Here is a 17,063-nt window from a genome sequence, read left to right on the forward strand (position 1 = left end):
GCTCAGTACTTCTTCCACACGACACGGTTCACATAATCCGTATAGCTGTGGATTATGCGAACCACCTTTTCGCTGACATTGGGTATGTCATAATCAGCAACCAGACGGAGCCCGCGCTCCGCCCCGCGCGACTGGCTTTCCAAGATCGCAAGGCCCTGACATACCCGGTCGAGGTCCAAGCCCACCATCATTACCGCTCCTTCCTCCATGCCCTCTGGCCGCTCATGGGCCTCGCGCAGGTTGAGCGCAGGAAAATTCAAGATGGAGGACTCTTCCGTGATCGTGCCGCTGTCGGACAGAACCGCTTTTGCATTCATCTGCAGATGCACATAGTCCAAGAAGCCGAAGGGCTTCATAAAACGGACTCTCGAGTTCATTTCGAGCCTCAACGCGTTCAGCCGCGAACGCGTGCGCGGGTGCGTCGACACAATCACCGGAATGTCGTGTTCCTGCGCTAAGTGATTGGCGATCTCAGCAATCCGCGTCATTTTGTCCGGTGGGTCGACGTTTTCTTCGCGATGAGCACTCATCACGAAGTATTTTCCTCGTTCAAGAGAAAGCTGGCCCAAAACGTCCGATTTGTTGATCCCATCCTTATAGTAAGTCAGGACTTCAAGCATCGGGCTGCCCGTCTTGATAATCTGATCGGGCGCAATCCCCTCTCGCAGCAGATAGCTTCGCGCGATGTCGCTGTAGGTTAGGTGAATGTCGGCAACATGATCTACTATTCGGCGGTTTATCTCTTCCGGAACCCGCGAATCGAAACAACGATTGCCGGCCTCCATGTGAAAAACAGGAATCCTCAATCGTTTGGCGGCAATTGCCGCGAGACAGCTATTTGTGTCCCCAAGCAGCAAAACCGCTTCTGGCGGACGCTCGCGAAGCACTTGATCGGTCGTCGCGATCACGCGACCAATCGTTTTAGCAGCCGTGTCTCCCGATGCTTCAAGAAACACATCGGGGCGGCGAATCTTAAGCTGCTCGAAAAAGATCTCATTCAACTCATAGTCATGATTTTGGCCCGTATGCACGAGGCACTGGTCGCATGATTGGTCCAGCCGGTCGATGACACGCGACAATCGGATGATTTCGGGGCGCGTCCCGACGATCGTCATAACCTTCAGCCTATTCACCTATCCACTCCATACTTGAACTCTCAGGGCAGAACGACGTTTCAGACCCGCTGCCGAGGATGCGCTAAGCTAGTTGCTTGGTAAATTCCAGAAAAGCATGGTAATCAGCGGCTTACGAGCAATCCTGATCGGTCGACGCGCTTGGATCCTTGCTTCCAGCGACCTCTTGGTTGTACTTGAGATAGCTCTTGTGCATTGTTGCCACGAGCTCCTGCCAGGGACCAGGCATAAATCCAGTTATTCTCCTAAATAGGTCAGAATTCAGGGAGCGATCAACAGTGACCGACGTATCGGCAATAATATCTATTTCCTTGCCGTAGACTCTGGATACCAATGAAAGAAGATCAAATTTGTTGATCGGATCAGCTGACACGTGAAATAGGCCCCTTAGGTCGTCGTTAGGGATCACAAATTCCTTGATCACACGCGTAAGTTCGACCGCTGGCAAGCCGGAGAAGACCGCATTCTTGTAACCCCTGACTTCGCCTTTCTGGCTCAAAAACCAGTCGACCAGACTTTTTGAGCTCTCTAGCTCGTGACCGACGATTGATGTGCGCAGTGTCACTGCGTTCGGGTAATCGACCTCACCTAGAAACTTCGTTCTCCCGTACAGATCGTTCGCGTCGGCAAAATCGGATTCCAGGTAATTGCCCTTGCTACCTGAGAAAACACAATCCGTGCTCACATGTATCAAACGAGCCCCAGCTACGCGCGAAAGTTGCGCCAAGCGATGAGGGAGAGACGCGTTGATTGTCAGCGACGTGAGATGGTTTCGCGAAGCGTCCAGCTGCTTGATGACGCCCACACAGTTTACGACGACGTCCGGCCGGGTCTCGGCGAACACCGCCGTCAAATCCCCATCGTTTCGGACGTCGAGGTTGGATATGAGGCTACCATGATCGCGAGGCAGGAAATGGCGCTTTTTGGCCGAAGATCGAAGGGTTCCAACGGTTTCATATTGGTGATCGGCGGAGAAGGATCGGAAGACCGCGTTTCCGAGCATCCCGCCAGCCCCCAGGACAAGGATTCTGTTCGTCTTCACGTTACGCAGCGCCTTTCTGGTGACCATACCGCTAAGAAATCTGTGTATTGGCCGCGGGCGGCCTGAGGCCGCGAGCAAGCAGCCAACCTTCAGAGGGCATTGCAAACGGGACCAAGGTCATTCCATATGCCTCACTCTTCGGGCTCGACATTCTCACCCCGGACAATAGCTTGCACAAACCTAAGCTTCATCAATAATGCCTGCATCTCCTCGACATCCAACCTTGTGGTGTTGTGCGAATTGTAGTCTGTCGCTTGCGAGATCTCGATCTCGCCCTGCTCGAAGAATTTTCCATAATTCAGATCGCGCAAATCTGGTGGAACTCGATAGTAGTTGCCCAAGTCCTGGGCAGCCACTCTTTCCTCTCGGCTGAGCAAGGCCTCAAATAATTTCTCACCGTGTCGCGTACCGATTATCCTGATCGGATGGTCAGGGGCTCCCAGCAGGCCGGTCAGGGCCCTGGCCAAAGTCTCAATCGTTGCGGCCGGGGCCTTCTGCACGAAGATCTCACCCGGATGGCCATGCTCGAAGGCGTAGAGCACCAGGTCGACGGCGTCGTCCAATGTCATCATGAAACGGGTCATGGCCGCGTCCGTGATTGTGATGGGCTGGCCGGCGCGAATTTGGTTAGTGAACAACGGAATTACCGAGCCCCGCGACGCCATCACATTGCCGTAGCGGGTAGCGCATATGGCGGTGCTGTTGCTCGACCGAGACTTTGCGACGATAACCTTCTCCATCATCGCCTTACTGATGCCCATGGCGTTGATCGGATACACCGCCTTATCCGTGCTCAGGCAGATCACACGCTCCACACCGCAGTTTATCGCGGCTTCCAAGGTGTTCTCTGTACCCAGCACATTGGTCTTGACGGCCTCAAGCGGGTAAAATTCGCAGGACGGCACCTGCTTGAGTGCCGCGGCGTGATAAATAAAATTTACCCCTCGTACGGCGTTGAGGACGGACTGATAGTCGCGCACGTCTCCAATGTAGAACTTGACCTTGGAGTTGTTGTATTTCTTGCGCATGTCGTCCTGCTTCTTCTCATCCCGGCTGAAGATGCGGATTTCAGCTAAATCGGAATCGAGAAACCGCCGCAAAACGGCATTTCCGAATGAACCAGTGCCGCCGGTTATGAGGAGAGTCTTGCCGGTAAACATTGAGGATCCTTTTTAACTTCAACTGGCTGCAACAGAACGGAACATTTCCAGAGTGTCCGCTCGCGCCCGGTCGGATGCGGCGTAGCGTTTGGCGAATTCAATCGCGGCCATTCGCAGCGATCGTTGTTCTTGGGAATCTCTGTCCGCCGCGACCGCTATTTGCTGTCGCCATATCTCGATAGAAGCGAGGGGGACTACTGTGATTGCGCCGGATGGGACGGCCCGCCAAGGTGTCCGATCACTGACCAGGACGGGGGTGCCGGCGCGCAGAGCCTCAAAGACAACATGCCCGAAATTTTCCCCCAAGGTGGGAAACGCGAACAGGTCATGTACGGCGAACGTTGGGGAGACTTCATGGGGCTCCAGCATTCCTCGATATTCGACGGTGATATGTGAAGGCAGCCGTTTGATAATGGCCTGGCAGTTCTGCCAGTAGGCAGCGTCCTCCATAGGGCCAAAAACGCTGAGTTTGATCTTGCGGTCCACTCGGGAAAGAATTTCGAGTAGGCCAGCCAGATTCTTCATTGGTGAGATTCGCGATATGAAGGCGATGGCCAGTTGGCCCGCCGATTTTCGCGGATGTTCCCAAACCCTGGAATATTTGCTTGCCGCGGACACCGGGTCGGCGGCGAGATGGATTTTCCCTGTTGAACACGGAAACTGACGCTGAATATCCTCAGCTTCCAATGGGGTGGAGGCGTGCCAATGCACACCACGATACAGTCCCCCTAGCCTGGCGCAGCTCAGATAGATCCCCTTTTTAAGACGCTTGATCGAGAGCGCACCGGCAGAAAATTCGCCTCGTGGCGCAATGCAGACGTTCGCGCCCTTTCTCCGGACCAAGCGTTGGCTGAGATATATCGAAATGGATGATCTGTATCCAAAGAAGCTGTTCAGATACAGCACATCAAAGTCGTGTAACTCCGCTGCCTTGGCCATATACCTGGCATTAAATTTGCTGGGATCGGCATAATATATCATACCACTTGCCGAGCGCTGCCACTTATTGACGCGGACTCCCGTGTACGGTTCATCCGAGCCCAGATCACGATCCCTGGTGAAAATCAAAAACTCAACGCTGCTGCCCAGAGCTTCGCACATATTGGCAAGCGTACGAATTGGTCCGCCACCCTTGAAACCTGGCAAATAAAAATCGACAACACAAAAAACTTTGATCTTGTTCATGTCCACACAAGCAACAATACGCCCGCCATCCCTCGCACTTTGAGGCGAGAGTTGTATCTAGGTGTGCTTTTTAAGCTTTAAGCTGCGCTCTTTATCGGCGGGAACCCGTGCAATTGCCCCGACCTTCTTAATTCGCCGTAGATATGCTCGGCAGCTTGAGCGGCTGGCTCACGATCGAGCATAAGATTAAGTGTTCCCGGCAAGGTCGACAGCCAATAAGCGCAGACAAAATCATGATTGTACTTGTCGTCCCAGCTTATTGCAGAGGCCAGCCCCTCTGAGATGGTGCGACGGAGATTGGCGGGATTTACTACTTGGATGACACCCTTGTGAAATCCATAAAATACACGGCCATACAGAAACACCCGCCTTTTAAGCAGAAGCGCCTCGTAACCGACCGTGCTTGTGAGAGTGATGACTCCGACAGACGATTTGATGAGCTGCTTTGTCGGTTCGTCCGGCCCCAGCAACCTTACATTGGGCAGAGACCGTATACGTTGGTAAAATTCGAGCGAGGGGTATGCCCAGGCGCTCATATGATCCTTGACATATAGGCGGACGCCCTCGGGCAGGCTGAAGGCAATGTTGCGAATGACTTCATATTCGTCGAGGTAGGCCCCAGCCAGGATCGACGTCGAAGCTTCGGGGTGGAAGTGCATCGGATATAGAAGAAATAGCTCACCAGCCACGGCTTGCTGATACATGCCGCGAACCCTGCCGGCTTTAAGACGGCGACGCACATTGCGCAGAAAGAGGCTTACATGTGTGCGCAGGGGATTACCGATCTGAAACGAATTCGTGCGGCTATCAGACGCGTGGCGTATCAGCGACCTGATCTTACTGATGCGGTCTCGTCTAAAGTACCGCTTAAACAAGGCGATACGTTCCAACCCATTGATTTTCATATAGTCTGGAACGATCGTTTCGATGTTGGCGATGTAGCTCTCTACCCGCCGGTGAACATCCGGCGCCACCGTCGTTCGGCCATTTCGAATTTCTGCAAAAGCCGTCTCGACAGAGTTGTCCGCCAGCGGATCTGCCGTAACCGAAAACCGACCCGGTAGGCGCGAGGCGCCTAGACCAAAATAAACGGCTTGCCGTTCCTGGGCCACGAAAAGTGCGAAATGCGAAAATGTGTTCGAGACATTTTCATACAAGACGAGATCCGTGCCATGCTTGTCGAATATCTCCTCGAAAAACGATAGCAGCGCGCTTTTCAGTCGATCGAAATACTCAAGGTCGGCATCATCTCCCCAAATCCCATAGACCTGCGCACGCTCGAAGTCGGATAGCAGGGCGGAGTTCAAATCATATTCGGCATAGCGGGCTAGAATTCCGAAATCGACATGATGGCTGGCGAAGAAGGTCGAGAAATCATAGATCGCGGCAAAGCCGGCGGTATCCAAGCCGTTCTCCTCGCGAGAAAACGCGCTGTCTGCCGCGACGGCGACTGTGGCGCCGTCGTTGCGGAAACGCGCCGCCAGCGCGTTGAAGAAATGAAAATAGTTCGGCGCACTATTGGACAGGAGCAGAATGTTCATCTTGGCGGCCAGCTATCGATCAGTTCCGGGAGTACGGCCGTGGACGACTGAATGTCCCGGGTCACTGTACGGCCCAACACGGCTTCGAGATTTTTAGGCGCTAGCCCAAATCCTGGTCGTACGCTGCGTAAGCAGTCTCGAGTGATGACATCACCTGCCTTCAGGTCCCGTACAAAATACAGCGAGCGGCGGAACTTGACGTTCCCCTGCTCACTCGATTTACGCCCATAGTCTACTTTGCCGAGCGCCTGCCAGGCTGTTTTCGCGCCGGCGCACAATGCCGCCATTTCGGCAGGCTCCAGCGAGAAGCTGTCGTCTGGACCGCCGCCGCCGCGGTCGAGCGTGAAGTGCTTTTCGATAATCGAGGCACCCAAGGCCACACTGGTAATGGCGGTGGTATTGTCCAGCGTATGATCAGAAAGGCCCGTCACCAGCCCGAACCGGTCAATCATGTCGCCTATGGTGTGCAGATTGTAGTCATCGGCCGGAGCCGGATAGCCGCTGACGCAGTGCAGAATGGCCAATTCCCTGCAGCCGCCCTCACGTGCAGCGTCGATGGCTTCCTGGATTTCCCCTGCGTCCGCCATGCCAGTCGAGATGATCATCGGTTTGCCGGTGCTGGCGGCGTATTTGATCAGCGGCAGATCGACAGCTTCGAACGAGGCGATCTTATAAGCTGGCGCATTCAGGTCTTCCAAGAGATCAATCGCCGTACTATCGAAAGGCGAGCTGAAGATGGTAATACCAACCTTGCGGGCATGATCGAAGAGGAGCTTGTGCCAATCCCACGGCATATGCGCTTCTTCATAGAGATCGTAGAGTCTCCGCCCATCCCACAAACCGCCCTTGATCCGGAATTCCTCGCCATCGCTATCGAGCGTGATCGTATCGGGTCTGTAGGTCTGCAGCTTGACGGCATCTGCTCCGGCCTTCTTGGCCTCCTCGACAATCTGTAGCGCCGTTTCGATTCTGCCGTTGTGGTTGGCGGACAGTTCGGCAATGACATAGGGGGGCTGACCCGGGCCGATCAAGCGCCCGGCGATCTGGATACAGTTCAATTGGGTTCTCCAAGAGGTATCATTCGAATAATCCAGTCGCTTTTCAGCAACCCAAAGCAAACGATAGAACGATACAACCCCTGGATCCGTTGTTGCTCCCGCAATACGCCCTCCTGAGCAAAACCCAAACGTTCGTGCAGCGCGATAGAGGCCGTGTTGAAATCAACCGCTTGGCCGCAGACCTTATGCAGGTTCAATTCGCCGAAGGCATAAGCCAGCGCCGCGAAACCGAGCTTCTTCCCGGTTCCTTTTGTTGCCATGGGATCGGCATAGAATCCCCAGTTCGACACCCCGCCGTCAGTGACATTGTCGAACTGGACGCAGCCGATAGGGACATCGCCAACCGCAGCTATCAGCAACCGGCGAGTTTCCTCATTGCACAGCCGGGAGAACCAATTGCGGTGCTCGTCCAGGCCGATTTCGTGCTGAGTAAACATGAAACGCCGCACGTCCCAATGATTTCGCCATGCCAAAACCATAGGCAGATCATCAACGGTCATCGACCGAACGCGGTACAGCTCAGACATATTCACAGATCATCCGATCAGCGATCCGGGAAACGCCTTCTCCGTCAGTGACCCTCGCGGCTGCATTGCTAAGGTCGAGGAGAAACTGACCAACCGTCCCTGACACCAGGCGCTCCTCCAAGTGCGTTACAACTTGCGAAGGTTTCTGCAGGGCGACGACGGCCCCTGAAACTTGTAGCGCCTCGGCCACGGCATGTTGGTTGTCCGCCAGCACCAACACAAAGCTGGGCAGGCCCATGCAGCAGCGCTCCCAGGAAGTGCTTCCGGCCGCGCCGATAGCAATGTCGCTTTCGGCCATTAAGCGGGCCATGTTGCTCACACCGACCAGAACCCGGGTCGGGTAGCGCATTGCGGCCGCACGGATACGCACCTGATCTATCCAGGGCGCATGCGGCCCCATGACAACCGTGATCCGCAAATTCGGGGGCAAGTTCCCCTCATCAAGCGCGTCCAACACAGCGCCTGTGACGTTCTCCTTGTCCACACCGCCCATGGTTAGGAGCAGGTGCTCGAGTTTCGGTTGAACCCGGCGAGCAAGGCTCTCGGCGCGCAGCTGCGCGAACTCGGGCCGCAGAAGCGCATAGTCCGGTCCCAACAACCTGATGGCTTGGTTGCCCAAGAGGCCATCATAGTCCCCTTCCGTGCGGCCGAGGCTCTGGTCGAGCAACAGATCGCAATCGTGCCGGCGGTCAGCCAAGTCGTCGATGACCATCAGGTACCGACAGGCAGAATGAAGCTTTTCCTCCCAGCGGCGGTCTAGCCCGTAGTGATCGACGACCAGACAGTCCACAGCCCCGATAGCGTGGCGCGTTTGCTCGGCATCTCGAGCCCAGTCGGACCCCAGCCAGCAGGCATGGGGTGGAACCGCACACACCTCAATGATCTCCGTAGGCGGCTTGGGCAGCGCGACGGCCGTATAGCCGCGCTCTGCTATGAGGTTCATAAGGTGGCCATTGTGCAGGCGGCAAATGAACAGGCTTTCCGCCCCGCGCTCGCGAAGCGCGTCAGCCAGCGTGAGACAGCGCATGACATGACCGGTGCCAATCTCGATCGAGGCATCAGTTCGAAAGGCGATCTGCATGCTTTTCATTCACCGCCGGGACATTTTTGGATCATTCCGATCCTGTGTCCGCGTTCAGGACGCGGAACATACACTCCGCGCGCTCCCAGTCTTCGGGTGTGTCGATGTCTTGCACACGATGGCGCGGCAAGAACACCGGCACGCTTCCTTGCCCGAACACAGGCTTGTTCTCGAGCCATGCCTCAGAGCGACCCCAATAGAATTGACCTGCGTCGTGCCAGGCCTCCTCAAGGTCTTGAGAGCGGCTCCCAAGATGCTCCGGCTGGAACATGGCGACGCGGTGACCTGCCGTGATCCGCAATGCCCGGTGAATGGGAAAGGCATAACTCGTCACCGAGAAGGCGAAGTCGGCCTCGGTCGCCCGAAGCATCTCCAGGCCCAGACGCACGTCGCTCGCCCGCACAAATGGCGCAGTGGCGTAAATACAGCAGACCTCACGGGCAGGAGCACCCTCCCCCACATGCCATCGGATGGCATGTGCCACAACCGGAATGGTTCCAGTGTGGTCGTCAGACAATTCGGTCGGGCGCAAGAAAGGTACTTCTGCTCCGTATTCCTTTGCGACCTCGGCGATCTCAGCATCATCCGTGCTGACGATGATGCGGTCGAAACAGGCGCTCCGCATGGCTGCACGGATCGACCACGCAATTATCGGCAGCCCGCCAAAGGTGCGGATGTTCTTGCGGGGGATGCGCTTGGAACCGCCCCGCGCCGGTATTACGGCCAGTCTCATAGCCCCATGGCCTCGCGCAGCACCTTAACCACGAACTCCTGGTCCGCGTCGGTCAACGTCGGGTGCATCGGGATACTGATGGCCTCCCGGTAATAACGCTCAGCCTCCGGGTAGTCGCCGTTCCGGAAGCCCATCTTCTGGTAGTACGGCTGAGTATGCACCGGGATGTAATGCAGGTTGACCATGATGTCCCTGGCACGCAGCGCCTCGAAAACCTCCAGATGCGTCACCCCTATGTTCTCCAGCTGCAGCCGGATCACATACAAATGATAGGCGGAGTAGCTGTCTGGATGTTGCCACGGCAGCGTAACCGGCAGGTTGGCCAGGAGCGTGCTGTAACGATCGGCGATCTCATGTCGCCGCTTCACGTAATGAGCCAGCCGAGCAACTTGGCTGACGCCTAGCGCAGCCTGCATGTCCGTCATCCGGTAGTTGTAGCCGAGGGCCACCTGTTGATAGTACCAAGGGCCATCCATGAGCTGCGTCATAAGTTCTGGCTCTCGCGTGATGCCGTGGCTTCGCAGGAGGCCCAAGCGCGTTGCCAGCTCCTCATTGTTGGTTAAGGCCATCCCACCTTCAGCGGTTGTGATGATCTTTACCGGATGAAAACTAAACACGGTGATGTCGCTGTATCGACCGTTTCCGACGGGCTCTCCCTTATAGCGAGCGCCGATAGCGTGCGAGGCATCTTCGATGATCTTGAAGCCGTACTTTTCACCAAGGGCGTGAATGGCCTCCATATCGCAGGGCTGCCCGGTGTGATGGACAGGCGCCACAATTTTCGGCAGGCGGCCGACCTTTTCAGCTTCGATGAGCTTTTCCTGCAGCGCCCTCGGACAGAGGTTATAAGTACGCGGGTCGACATCCACGAAGCTCACCTGAGCCCCGCAATAGAGCGCGCAATTCGCCGTGGCCACAAAAGTGTTCGGCGAAGTCCAGAGAAAGTCGCCAGGCCCGAGGTCCAGCGCCAGGCACGCGATGTGAAGTGCCGAGGTGGCACTGTTCACGGCCACCGCATGCCTAGCACCAGTGCGCGCCAACACACTCCGCTCAAACTTCGGGATGTTGGGGCCTTGAGTAAGGTTGGCCGATTTCAAAACGTCCACAACGGCCTCGATGTCAGCCTGCGTAATATCTTGTTGTCCGTAGCGGATCATTGGTTCGGCCCGTTCTTGAGCAAAAGTTCGAATTACGCCGTTGACTTCGGCGTTATGTGATTTCTGTCGAGCCAACAGTAGGCGAGCGCTTTCCAGACCATGATCTGAGTGAACGAGACTGTCATGCCGATGGGAACGGCCAGTTCGGCGTGGCTTTTGCTGAAGCACCAGGTGGATATCAAAAATACCGGCAACGCAGCGATGTGACTGTAGATGATGGGCTTGTCGAACCCACGGGCATAGAGAGCATAGTGAGGCACCATCCCGACGGCATTGGCGATCGATGCAACAAGAACCCATGGGTATAGATCAAAAGCGTCTTGATAGACCGCCTTGCCTACCCAGTGCAGCAAGTAGGGCAGCAACGTCCAGCTTACGAAGCCGAACGCAATCGAAATAGCTAAGGTCTGGAAAAACATCTGCCTAACCGTCTTGCGGGCAAGATCATATTCCCGCTTGTGGCTATGACTGATCAGTGCCGGGTAACTGAAGGAGAACACCCCCGCATCCAAGAAAACCATGAGCGTTCCTGCCACTCCAAGGAACAACACATAGGCGCCGACCGCTTCAATGCCGCCTAGGCCTTCCATCCAATATCGATCGGCTGTCTGGATACCACGCAAGGCAAGGGTCGAAACGAGGAACGCCGCGCTAACCGAGATCCCTTTTCGGACCCAACGCCAATCGATCGGCATTGACCAACCACCAATCGGAAGTTGCTTTACCCTCCAAATGCCCAGCGCTCCCGCAGCGAGGCCCGAACACGTCCAGAGCGCCATAATGACGTTGAGATTTCGACTTTCTGGATATCCAATCATCAGGGCCACAGCCGCGATCGCCCAGCTGCCCTGGCGGACGAACAACGTTATGCTCGCGGTGACCTGATCCGACAACACGATGAGCAGCCGGGACACCTCCTGGTTGAAATGCTCCAGCGCCAGAATTGGAACGAACCAGCACAGCAAGGACACTGACCAGCCCGCGCGCGTGAGAACTAGGACAAGAGCTGGCAGCACTATCAAGTATAGAAGACCACATAGAGCCATCTGACCCTTTAACATGGCCCCTCGCTGGTCTTCAGATACCGTCAGTAGCTCCCGAGAAACGAAAACATAAAAGTCCAGCCCGACCAGATATAAGCCGTAGATGAGCGTTGCTGTGAAAAGACCGTAGTGCCCAACTGACGTCGGATCGACGTATTTGGCTAGGAAAAATACAAACAGAAACCGGGTCAAAAGAGTGCCGAAACGCAAAACAATGTTCAGCAGTCGGGCCGCCCCGGCAACCAAATGCTCATTTCCCTGCAGCAGGGGCGCCGATTCGATTTTCAACGCCCGGCCTCGGCTTGAACTCGCACTCTCGGCCATTCAACGTGCGCCAAAGCCGGTGAGGACTGTTCTAATTGTTCGAAAAATGATCAGCAGATCCAGCCACGGGGAGAAATTCTTGATGTAGTAGAAATCATAATGGAGTTTCTCCAACACCTCTCCCACGGCCGCCACGTGACCCTGATTCACTTGCGCCCACCCAGTAATGCCCGGTCGAACGATATGCCGGTACCTATAAAAGGGCAGCTCAGCCTCATACCATTTGGAAAGAACAAGCGCCTCGGGTCGAGGCCCTATCCAGCTCATTTCTCCGCGCAAGATGTTGATAACTTGCGGCAGTTCGTCGATCCTCGTTTTTCTCAGGAATCGCCCAAATCGAGTGATGCGCGCGTCACCATCTTTCGTAATTGCCTGTTCCTTATCGTCTGGAACACGGGCACCTGCCCTCATCGTCCTAAATTTGTAGACTTTATAAATGGTCCCTCTGTAGCCCATCCGTTCCTGCTTGAACAACGCCGCTCCGCTTGAATCGAGTCTGATCAACGCAGCGACCAATAAAAGAGCGGGCGAAAGAAGAACCAGAATTGCCAACGCCGCAATCCAGTCGATCACCTGCTTTATCTTCAGATAGGCTTGGTTCGGATTAAGAGAGCCGAGCGTGTTTTCTGAAAGGTGTTCGATCTCCACACGCCCTGTCAGCGACTCGCTGATCTGCTTGATATGATAGACCGGTGTGCCAGACAGCGCGCGATCGGCGATATATCGCTCCCACTCGTCTGAAAGATCGGCCCGAAGGTCGGCGACAACCCCGCTCGCTTGTTTTACAACTTCGTCAGACGAACGAATCCAATGCCACGCCACGCCGGGTATGTCTCCGAGCCGATGGACGTTCCCGCCGGGAATTACAGCCAGTCGGTATGGCTCGAGCCGTCGCGTCACGACGCTCAGCGCGAAGTACCAAGATGTCGACTGAAAGAAGCTGGCGGCCGCCTGGAAACGGCTGTAGTCAATCCGCAAAAAGAAAATGGTCAAAAACACGAGGCCGTAGGCCAAAGCAAAGGTAGGCAGAATATATCCGGCTGCTGCTACGCCCGGGAAATTCGCGATCCTGCGGTATAACATGTAGCCTGTGATATGCGCGATGATCGCAGCGACAATCGTGATCTGCATGTTAGAAGAGTAGATCACACCGAAGCCAACTGACGTGCGGATAAGAGCAGGAATCAGGACCGCAAACGTCAAGCCGCCCGCTAGCTGAAAGCGCATCCGCAAGAGCAAATGTCTTTGATTTGGCAGATTGATGGCGCGTACATTCATATTCATGTGCTGACATCCGGCGACTTACTCTTCGCCAACTTAGTATCGTTGTGGCTTGGCACGATCACACACGTCCCCGCGGTTGCCAGCGACTCGGTCCGATACTGCGGGTTTCTTTGGTTGCCACTATCGCGCTGACGCAACGTAGATTTTCTGTACAGGCTGGTTAGTGGTCTTCACGGCCATTCGTGATCATCGGCAGGACGTGACCGCTATTGACGTCGTTCGTCGTATAGTCCGTACGGATCAATGGGCTTAGCAGTTGCCGTTGGACCCATCGCCTTTCGAGGACTGGCACAGTTTGTCGCGGCCCCAAAGACCTTCTCCACGATAGATTGTTCCGCGATCTTGGGAAATGAAATCTAACCTCAGCTCAGTCCACCCGGCTCGGCCGAACGTTGTTGTCCCCGTCGCTCTCGCGGTAATATCCTTGGGTGAATGCGTAAGACCAAGGCTACCGCACTCCCGGGTGAAGCCGGAAGTTTTCACATGCAACAGGGGGGACGAGCACCGAGCAATAACGCGCTTTCATCACGCAATTGCGACAAGACCGCTGGATTCAAGATCAATAGGAATTTCGCCATTCATGATGGCGACCAGAACCCGGGCCCGCCCCGTGGAATCTAGCCGATCAAGACGGCCGATCAACTCGGCGAAAGGCCCCGATAGAATTCGAACCGAAGATCCCGGCTTGAGTCCGCTACTGAAATCAAGCAGGCCATCCTTGCCAGTCAATGCAATGAACCGCTCAACCAAGCCAAAAGGGACCGGCGAGGGCCTATCTCCCTGCATGATCAAAGAGCGAACGCCGATAGTTCCGTTGACTGAGCGCCAGCGTTGCTGAGTAACGTCAAAGGCCACAAACATATACCCGGGAAAATACGCCGCCTTCCGTGTAGAGAGTTGCCTGGCGTGACGAACAGTTCTCTCACTACGCGGTACGAACGAAACAAATCCTTGCCTGCGAAGGTGCTGTTCGGCAATTGTTTCCTTGCCCAAAAATACGCTTGCCGCATACCAGCGAGCGCCTATGTCGGCGACTGGCAAGTTGTGCGGAGCACTTATTGTAGCGTTATCTTGTCCCACGCCTACCAAGATATTACTTCCGGTTGTCGTCAAAGCTTTGTTGGCAGGCTTTACGCCACGTCATTCCGTCTCACAAGACACTATTTTGCTAAGATTCTGACTTATCTGGAAGATGACAAACTACTTCCCATGCTCTAGCGATAAATCAGCGTCTGCTAATACGCTGCTCCACTGTAAGTCCGCTTTGCCAACATGTTTATGTGACGCACAGCTTATAGCTCATTCTTCTGGGGTTGGCTCTCGGCTAACTGGACCATGGAGGGTTACACAGCGAAACGGACCGTTGTGTCTCGATTTCGGAGCCATATGATTCTTGCGCGGTAAAAGCAAGCCTCGGTAATGCCCTCAGGGTATTACAATCGATTAGATGATGTGCGCCGATCGGTAGGCATTCTGCTCGTTGATCGGTGTTTATTTGCGTTTTCCGATGCGTTTAGCCGTACGACGCCTGATCCGGGCCATTTTGTTCATTTTTTTATTTTCGCATCGTTATCTAGCGCGATCAAATGACGCACTATGGTTGACGCTCTTCATTGGGCATCATAGTGGCAGAGGCGCGTCATTGTCAGATACAGCATAAGCTTGGGTATGGATTTAGCTTCGTCATGTTCCTGTCAAGAGTCTTCACTAAGCGTGGCTGGTACGAGGTTTGTATTAGACGGCGTTTGACGGGCGATGTTGTCCGATTTTGAATATTACTATTGCGTTTCACATCTTTCTTGGCGGCGGTACTGAGGCGTGCAGTTCCGTTCGGCGTGACATCTCCGGCCACTTAAAAGCGTGCTTTACATGGAGCTGTACCCTGGCTCCGCTTTGTGTACAAAAATCGAGGGAACTGTCTTTATGTGCGGTATCATTGGAATTGTCGGCCGACTACAAGTAGCGCCCCTCATCGTCGATGCGCTGAAGCGGCTGGAATACCGGGGCTACGATTCTGCGGGCGTCGCCACCATCGAGAACGGGCAACTCGGTCGACGGCGCGCCGAAGGCAAGCTGGTCAATCTCGAACGCCAGTTGAAGGACGAGCCGCTCGATGGCAGGATCGGCATCGGCCACACGCGCTGGGCAACGCATGGCGTTCCCAACGAGACCAACGCGCATCCGCACTTCTCCGACGGCGTCGCCATCGTCCACAACGGCATCATCGAGAACTTCGCCGAACTGCGCGACGAGCTGATCCGCGGCGGGTACACATTCTCCTCGCAGACCGACACCGAGGTCGTCGCCCATCTGGTGGCGCGCGAGCTCGCCAAAGGGCTGAAGCCGGTCGAGGCCGCGCACCAGGCCCTCAAGCGGCTGGAAGGCGCCTTTGCGCTGGCCATCATGTTCAAGGGCGATGAGGATCTGATCGTCGGCGCCCGCAACGGCCCACCTCTGGCCGTCGGCCATGGCGACGGCGAGATGTTCCTGGGCTCGGACGCGATTGCGCTCGCGCCCTTCACCAATTCGATCACCTATCTCGAAGATGGCGACTGGGCGGTAGTGCGCCGCAATGAAGTCGCCATCTTCGACATGGACGGCAACAAGGTCGACCGCAATCGCCAGCAGTCACTGTCGACCAGCTTCATGGTCGACAAGGGCAACCGCCGGCACTTTATGGAAAAGGAAATCCATGAGCAGCCGGATGTGATCTCGCACACGCTGGCGCATTATGTGGATTTCGTCTCCGGCGTGTCGAAGCCGCTCGACCTGCCTTTTGATTTCGCCAAGATCGACCGGCTGGCGATTTCGGCCTGCGGTACCGCGTACCTCGCCGGCCTGATCGGCAAGTACTGGTTCGAGCGCTACGCGCGGCTGCCGGTCGACATCGATGTCGCCTCCGAATTCCGCTACCGCGAAATGCCGCTGTCAGCGAATGACGCTGCTTTCTTCATCTCGCAATCGGGCGAGACCGCCGACACGCTGGCCTCGCTGCGGTACTGCCGCAAGGCGGGGATGAAGATCGGCGCCGTCGTCAATGTGCGGGAATCGACCATGGCGCGCGAATCCGACGTGGTGCTGCCGACGCTCGCCGGCCCGGAGATCGGCGTCGCCTCGACCAAGGCTTTTACCTGCCAGCTCTCGGTGCTGGCATCGCTTGCCGTGCGAGCCGGCGTGGCCCGCGGCACGATTTCGCGCGAGCAGGAGAAGACGCTGGTGCGCGAATTGTCGGAAGCGCCTCACTTCGCCACCCAGGTGCTGAAACTCGACGAGCAGATCGAACGCATCTCGCGCGAGCTCTCCCGCTATAAGGATGTGCTTTATCTCGGCCGCGACACCAATTTCCCGCTGGCCATGGAAGGCGCGCTCAAGCTCAAGGAGCTCTCCTACATCCACGCCGAGGGCTATGCCGCCGGCGAACTGAAGCATGGGCCGATCGCGCTGATCGACGAAAACATGCCGGTCATCGTCATCGCGCCGCATGACCGCATTTTTGAAAAAACCGTGTCGAACATGCAGGAAGTGGTGGCCCGCGGCGGCAAGATCATCCTGATCACCGACAGCAAGGGCGCGGCGCAGACGAGCGTCAAAACGATGGAGACGATCATCCTGCCCGACGTGCCGGAAATCATCTCGCCGATCATCTACGCGCTGCCGATCCAGATGCTCGCCTATTTCACCGCCATGTTCATGGGCACCGACGTCGACCAGCCGCGCAACCTGGCGAAATCAGTGACGGTCGAATAGATTCTTTCAACCCAGCGTTCGTCGTCCAAACCGATGCAATCGTGCGAT

14 protein-coding genes are annotated in these 17,063 nt (G+C 55.9%); 1 reads left to right on the forward strand and 13 read right to left on the reverse strand.

Annotation, left to right across the window (positions count from 1 at the left end; all coding sequences use genetic code 11):
- Positions 1-2 precede the first annotated feature (2 nt).
- The 13 genes from wecB to nusG form a co-directional block, all read right to left on the reverse strand.
- Positions 3-1,133, reverse strand: a complete 1,131-nt coding sequence (wecB, locus tag A4R29_RS15170; protein WP_063172243.1) for a non-hydrolyzing UDP-N-acetylglucosamine 2-epimerase — start codon at positions 1,131-1,133, stop codon at positions 3-5.
- Positions 1,134-1,245: 112 nt separating this feature from the next.
- Positions 1,246-2,175 carry a dTDP-4-dehydrorhamnose reductase family protein gene (locus A4R29_RS15175; RefSeq protein ID WP_244506828.1) on the reverse strand — a complete coding sequence of 310 codons (930 nt, stop codon included), beginning with the start codon at positions 2,173-2,175 and terminating at the stop codon, positions 1,246-1,248.
- A gap of 131 nt (positions 2,176-2,306) precedes the next feature.
- Positions 2,307-3,335: a polysaccharide biosynthesis protein gene (locus A4R29_RS15180; protein ID WP_063172244.1), complete on the reverse strand. Its 1,029-nt coding sequence runs from the start codon at positions 3,333-3,335 to the stop codon at positions 2,307-2,309.
- A gap of 18 nt (positions 3,336-3,353) precedes the next feature.
- Positions 3,354-4,520, reverse strand: a complete 1,167-nt coding sequence (locus tag A4R29_RS15185; RefSeq protein ID WP_082827409.1) for a glycosyltransferase family 4 protein — start codon at positions 4,518-4,520, stop codon at positions 3,354-3,356.
- A 77-nt stretch (positions 4,521-4,597) separates the two neighbouring features.
- The gene (locus tag A4R29_RS15190) at positions 4,598-6,061 is read right to left on the reverse strand and encodes a capsular polysaccharide export protein, LipB/KpsS family (protein ID WP_063172246.1); all 1,464 of its coding nucleotides are present in this window, start codon (positions 6,059-6,061) and stop codon (positions 4,598-4,600) included.
- Positions 6,058-7,119 carry a pseudaminic acid synthase gene (gene pseI, locus A4R29_RS15195; protein ID WP_063172247.1) on the reverse strand — a complete coding sequence of 354 codons (1,062 nt, stop codon included), beginning with the start codon at positions 7,117-7,119 and terminating at the stop codon, positions 6,058-6,060. Before pseI ends, A4R29_RS15190 begins: the two co-directional genes overlap by 4 nt.
- The gene (gene pseH, locus A4R29_RS15200; RefSeq protein ID WP_201787926.1) at positions 7,116-7,646 is read right to left on the reverse strand and encodes a UDP-4-amino-4,6-dideoxy-N-acetyl-beta-L-altrosamine N-acetyltransferase; all 531 of its coding nucleotides are present in this window, start codon (positions 7,644-7,646) and stop codon (positions 7,116-7,118) included. The genes pseI and pseH overlap by 4 nt, the downstream gene beginning before the upstream one ends.
- Positions 7,639-8,736, reverse strand: coding sequence for a UDP-2,4-diacetamido-2,4,6-trideoxy-beta-L-altropyranose hydrolase (pseG, locus tag A4R29_RS15205; RefSeq protein WP_201787927.1), 1,098 nt, complete (start codon positions 8,734-8,736; stop codon positions 7,639-7,641). Before pseG ends, pseH begins: the two co-directional genes overlap by 8 nt.
- Before the next feature lie 22 nt (positions 8,737-8,758).
- Positions 8,759-9,460, reverse strand: a complete 702-nt coding sequence (gene pseF, locus A4R29_RS15210; protein WP_063172248.1) for a pseudaminic acid cytidylyltransferase — start codon at positions 9,458-9,460, stop codon at positions 8,759-8,761.
- Complete coding sequence (pseC, locus tag A4R29_RS15215) at positions 9,457-10,617, reverse strand: UDP-4-amino-4,6-dideoxy-N-acetyl-beta-L-altrosamine transaminase (protein ID WP_063172249.1); 1,161 nt, start codon at positions 10,615-10,617, stop codon at positions 9,457-9,459. The genes pseF and pseC overlap by 4 nt, the downstream gene beginning before the upstream one ends.
- Positions 10,618-10,649: 32 nt before the next feature.
- On the reverse strand, positions 10,650-11,948 hold the full coding sequence (locus tag A4R29_RS15220) for a lipopolysaccharide biosynthesis protein (RefSeq protein WP_145923763.1): 1,299 nt from the start codon (positions 11,946-11,948) through the stop codon (positions 10,650-10,652).
- Positions 11,949-11,984: 36 nt separating this feature from the next.
- The gene (locus tag A4R29_RS15225; RefSeq protein WP_244506829.1) at positions 11,985-13,268 is read right to left on the reverse strand and encodes a sugar transferase; all 1,284 of its coding nucleotides are present in this window, start codon (positions 13,266-13,268) and stop codon (positions 11,985-11,987) included.
- Between the two features lie 525 nt (positions 13,269-13,793).
- Entirely contained in the window at positions 13,794-14,309 is a 516-nt protein-coding gene (gene nusG, locus A4R29_RS33125; protein ID WP_161491079.1) for a transcription termination/antitermination protein NusG, read from the reverse strand.
- Between the two features lie 882 nt (positions 14,310-15,191).
- Here nusG and glmS point away from each other — a divergent pair.
- On the forward strand, positions 15,192-17,015 hold the full coding sequence (gene glmS, locus A4R29_RS15235) for a glutamine--fructose-6-phosphate transaminase (isomerizing) (RefSeq protein WP_063172252.1): 1,824 nt from the start codon (positions 15,192-15,194) through the stop codon (positions 17,013-17,015).
- The last annotated feature ends 48 nt before the right edge of the window (positions 17,016-17,063 follow it).

The organism is Mesorhizobium ciceri biovar biserrulae, assembly GCF_001618845.1.
Lineage (GTDB): Bacteria > Pseudomonadota > Alphaproteobacteria > Rhizobiales > Rhizobiaceae > Mesorhizobium > Mesorhizobium ciceri.

Coding starts and splice junctions, on each gene's coding strand:
- A4R29_RS15180 (WP_063172244.1), bottom strand. CDS start 3,335: ATGTTTACCGGCAAGACTCTCCTCATAACCGGCGGCACTGGTTCATTC.
- A4R29_RS15185 (WP_082827409.1), bottom strand. CDS start 4,520: ATGAACAAGATCAAAGTTTTTTGTGTTGTCGATTTTTATTTGCCAGGT.
- A4R29_RS15190 (WP_063172246.1), bottom strand. CDS start 6,061: ATGAACATTCTGCTCCTGTCCAATAGTGCGCCGAACTATTTTCATTTC.
- pseH (WP_201787926.1), bottom strand. CDS start 7,646: ATGTCTGAGCTGTACCGCGTTCGGTCGATGACCGTTGATGATCTGCCT.
- pseG (WP_201787927.1), bottom strand. CDS start 8,736: ATGAAAAGCATGCAGATCGCCTTTCGAACTGATGCCTCGATCGAGATT.
- pseF (WP_063172248.1), bottom strand. CDS start 9,460: ATGAGACTGGCCGTAATACCGGCGCGGGGCGGTTCCAAGCGCATCCCC.
- pseC (WP_063172249.1), bottom strand. CDS start 10,617: ATGATCCGCTACGGACAACAAGATATTACGCAGGCTGACATCGAGGCC.
- A4R29_RS15225 (WP_244506829.1), bottom strand. CDS start 13,268: ATGAATATGAATGTACGCGCCATCAATCTGCCAAATCAAAGACATTTG.
- glmS (WP_063172252.1), top strand. CDS start 15,192: ATGTGCGGTATCATTGGAATTGTCGGCCGACTACAAGTAGCGCCCCTC.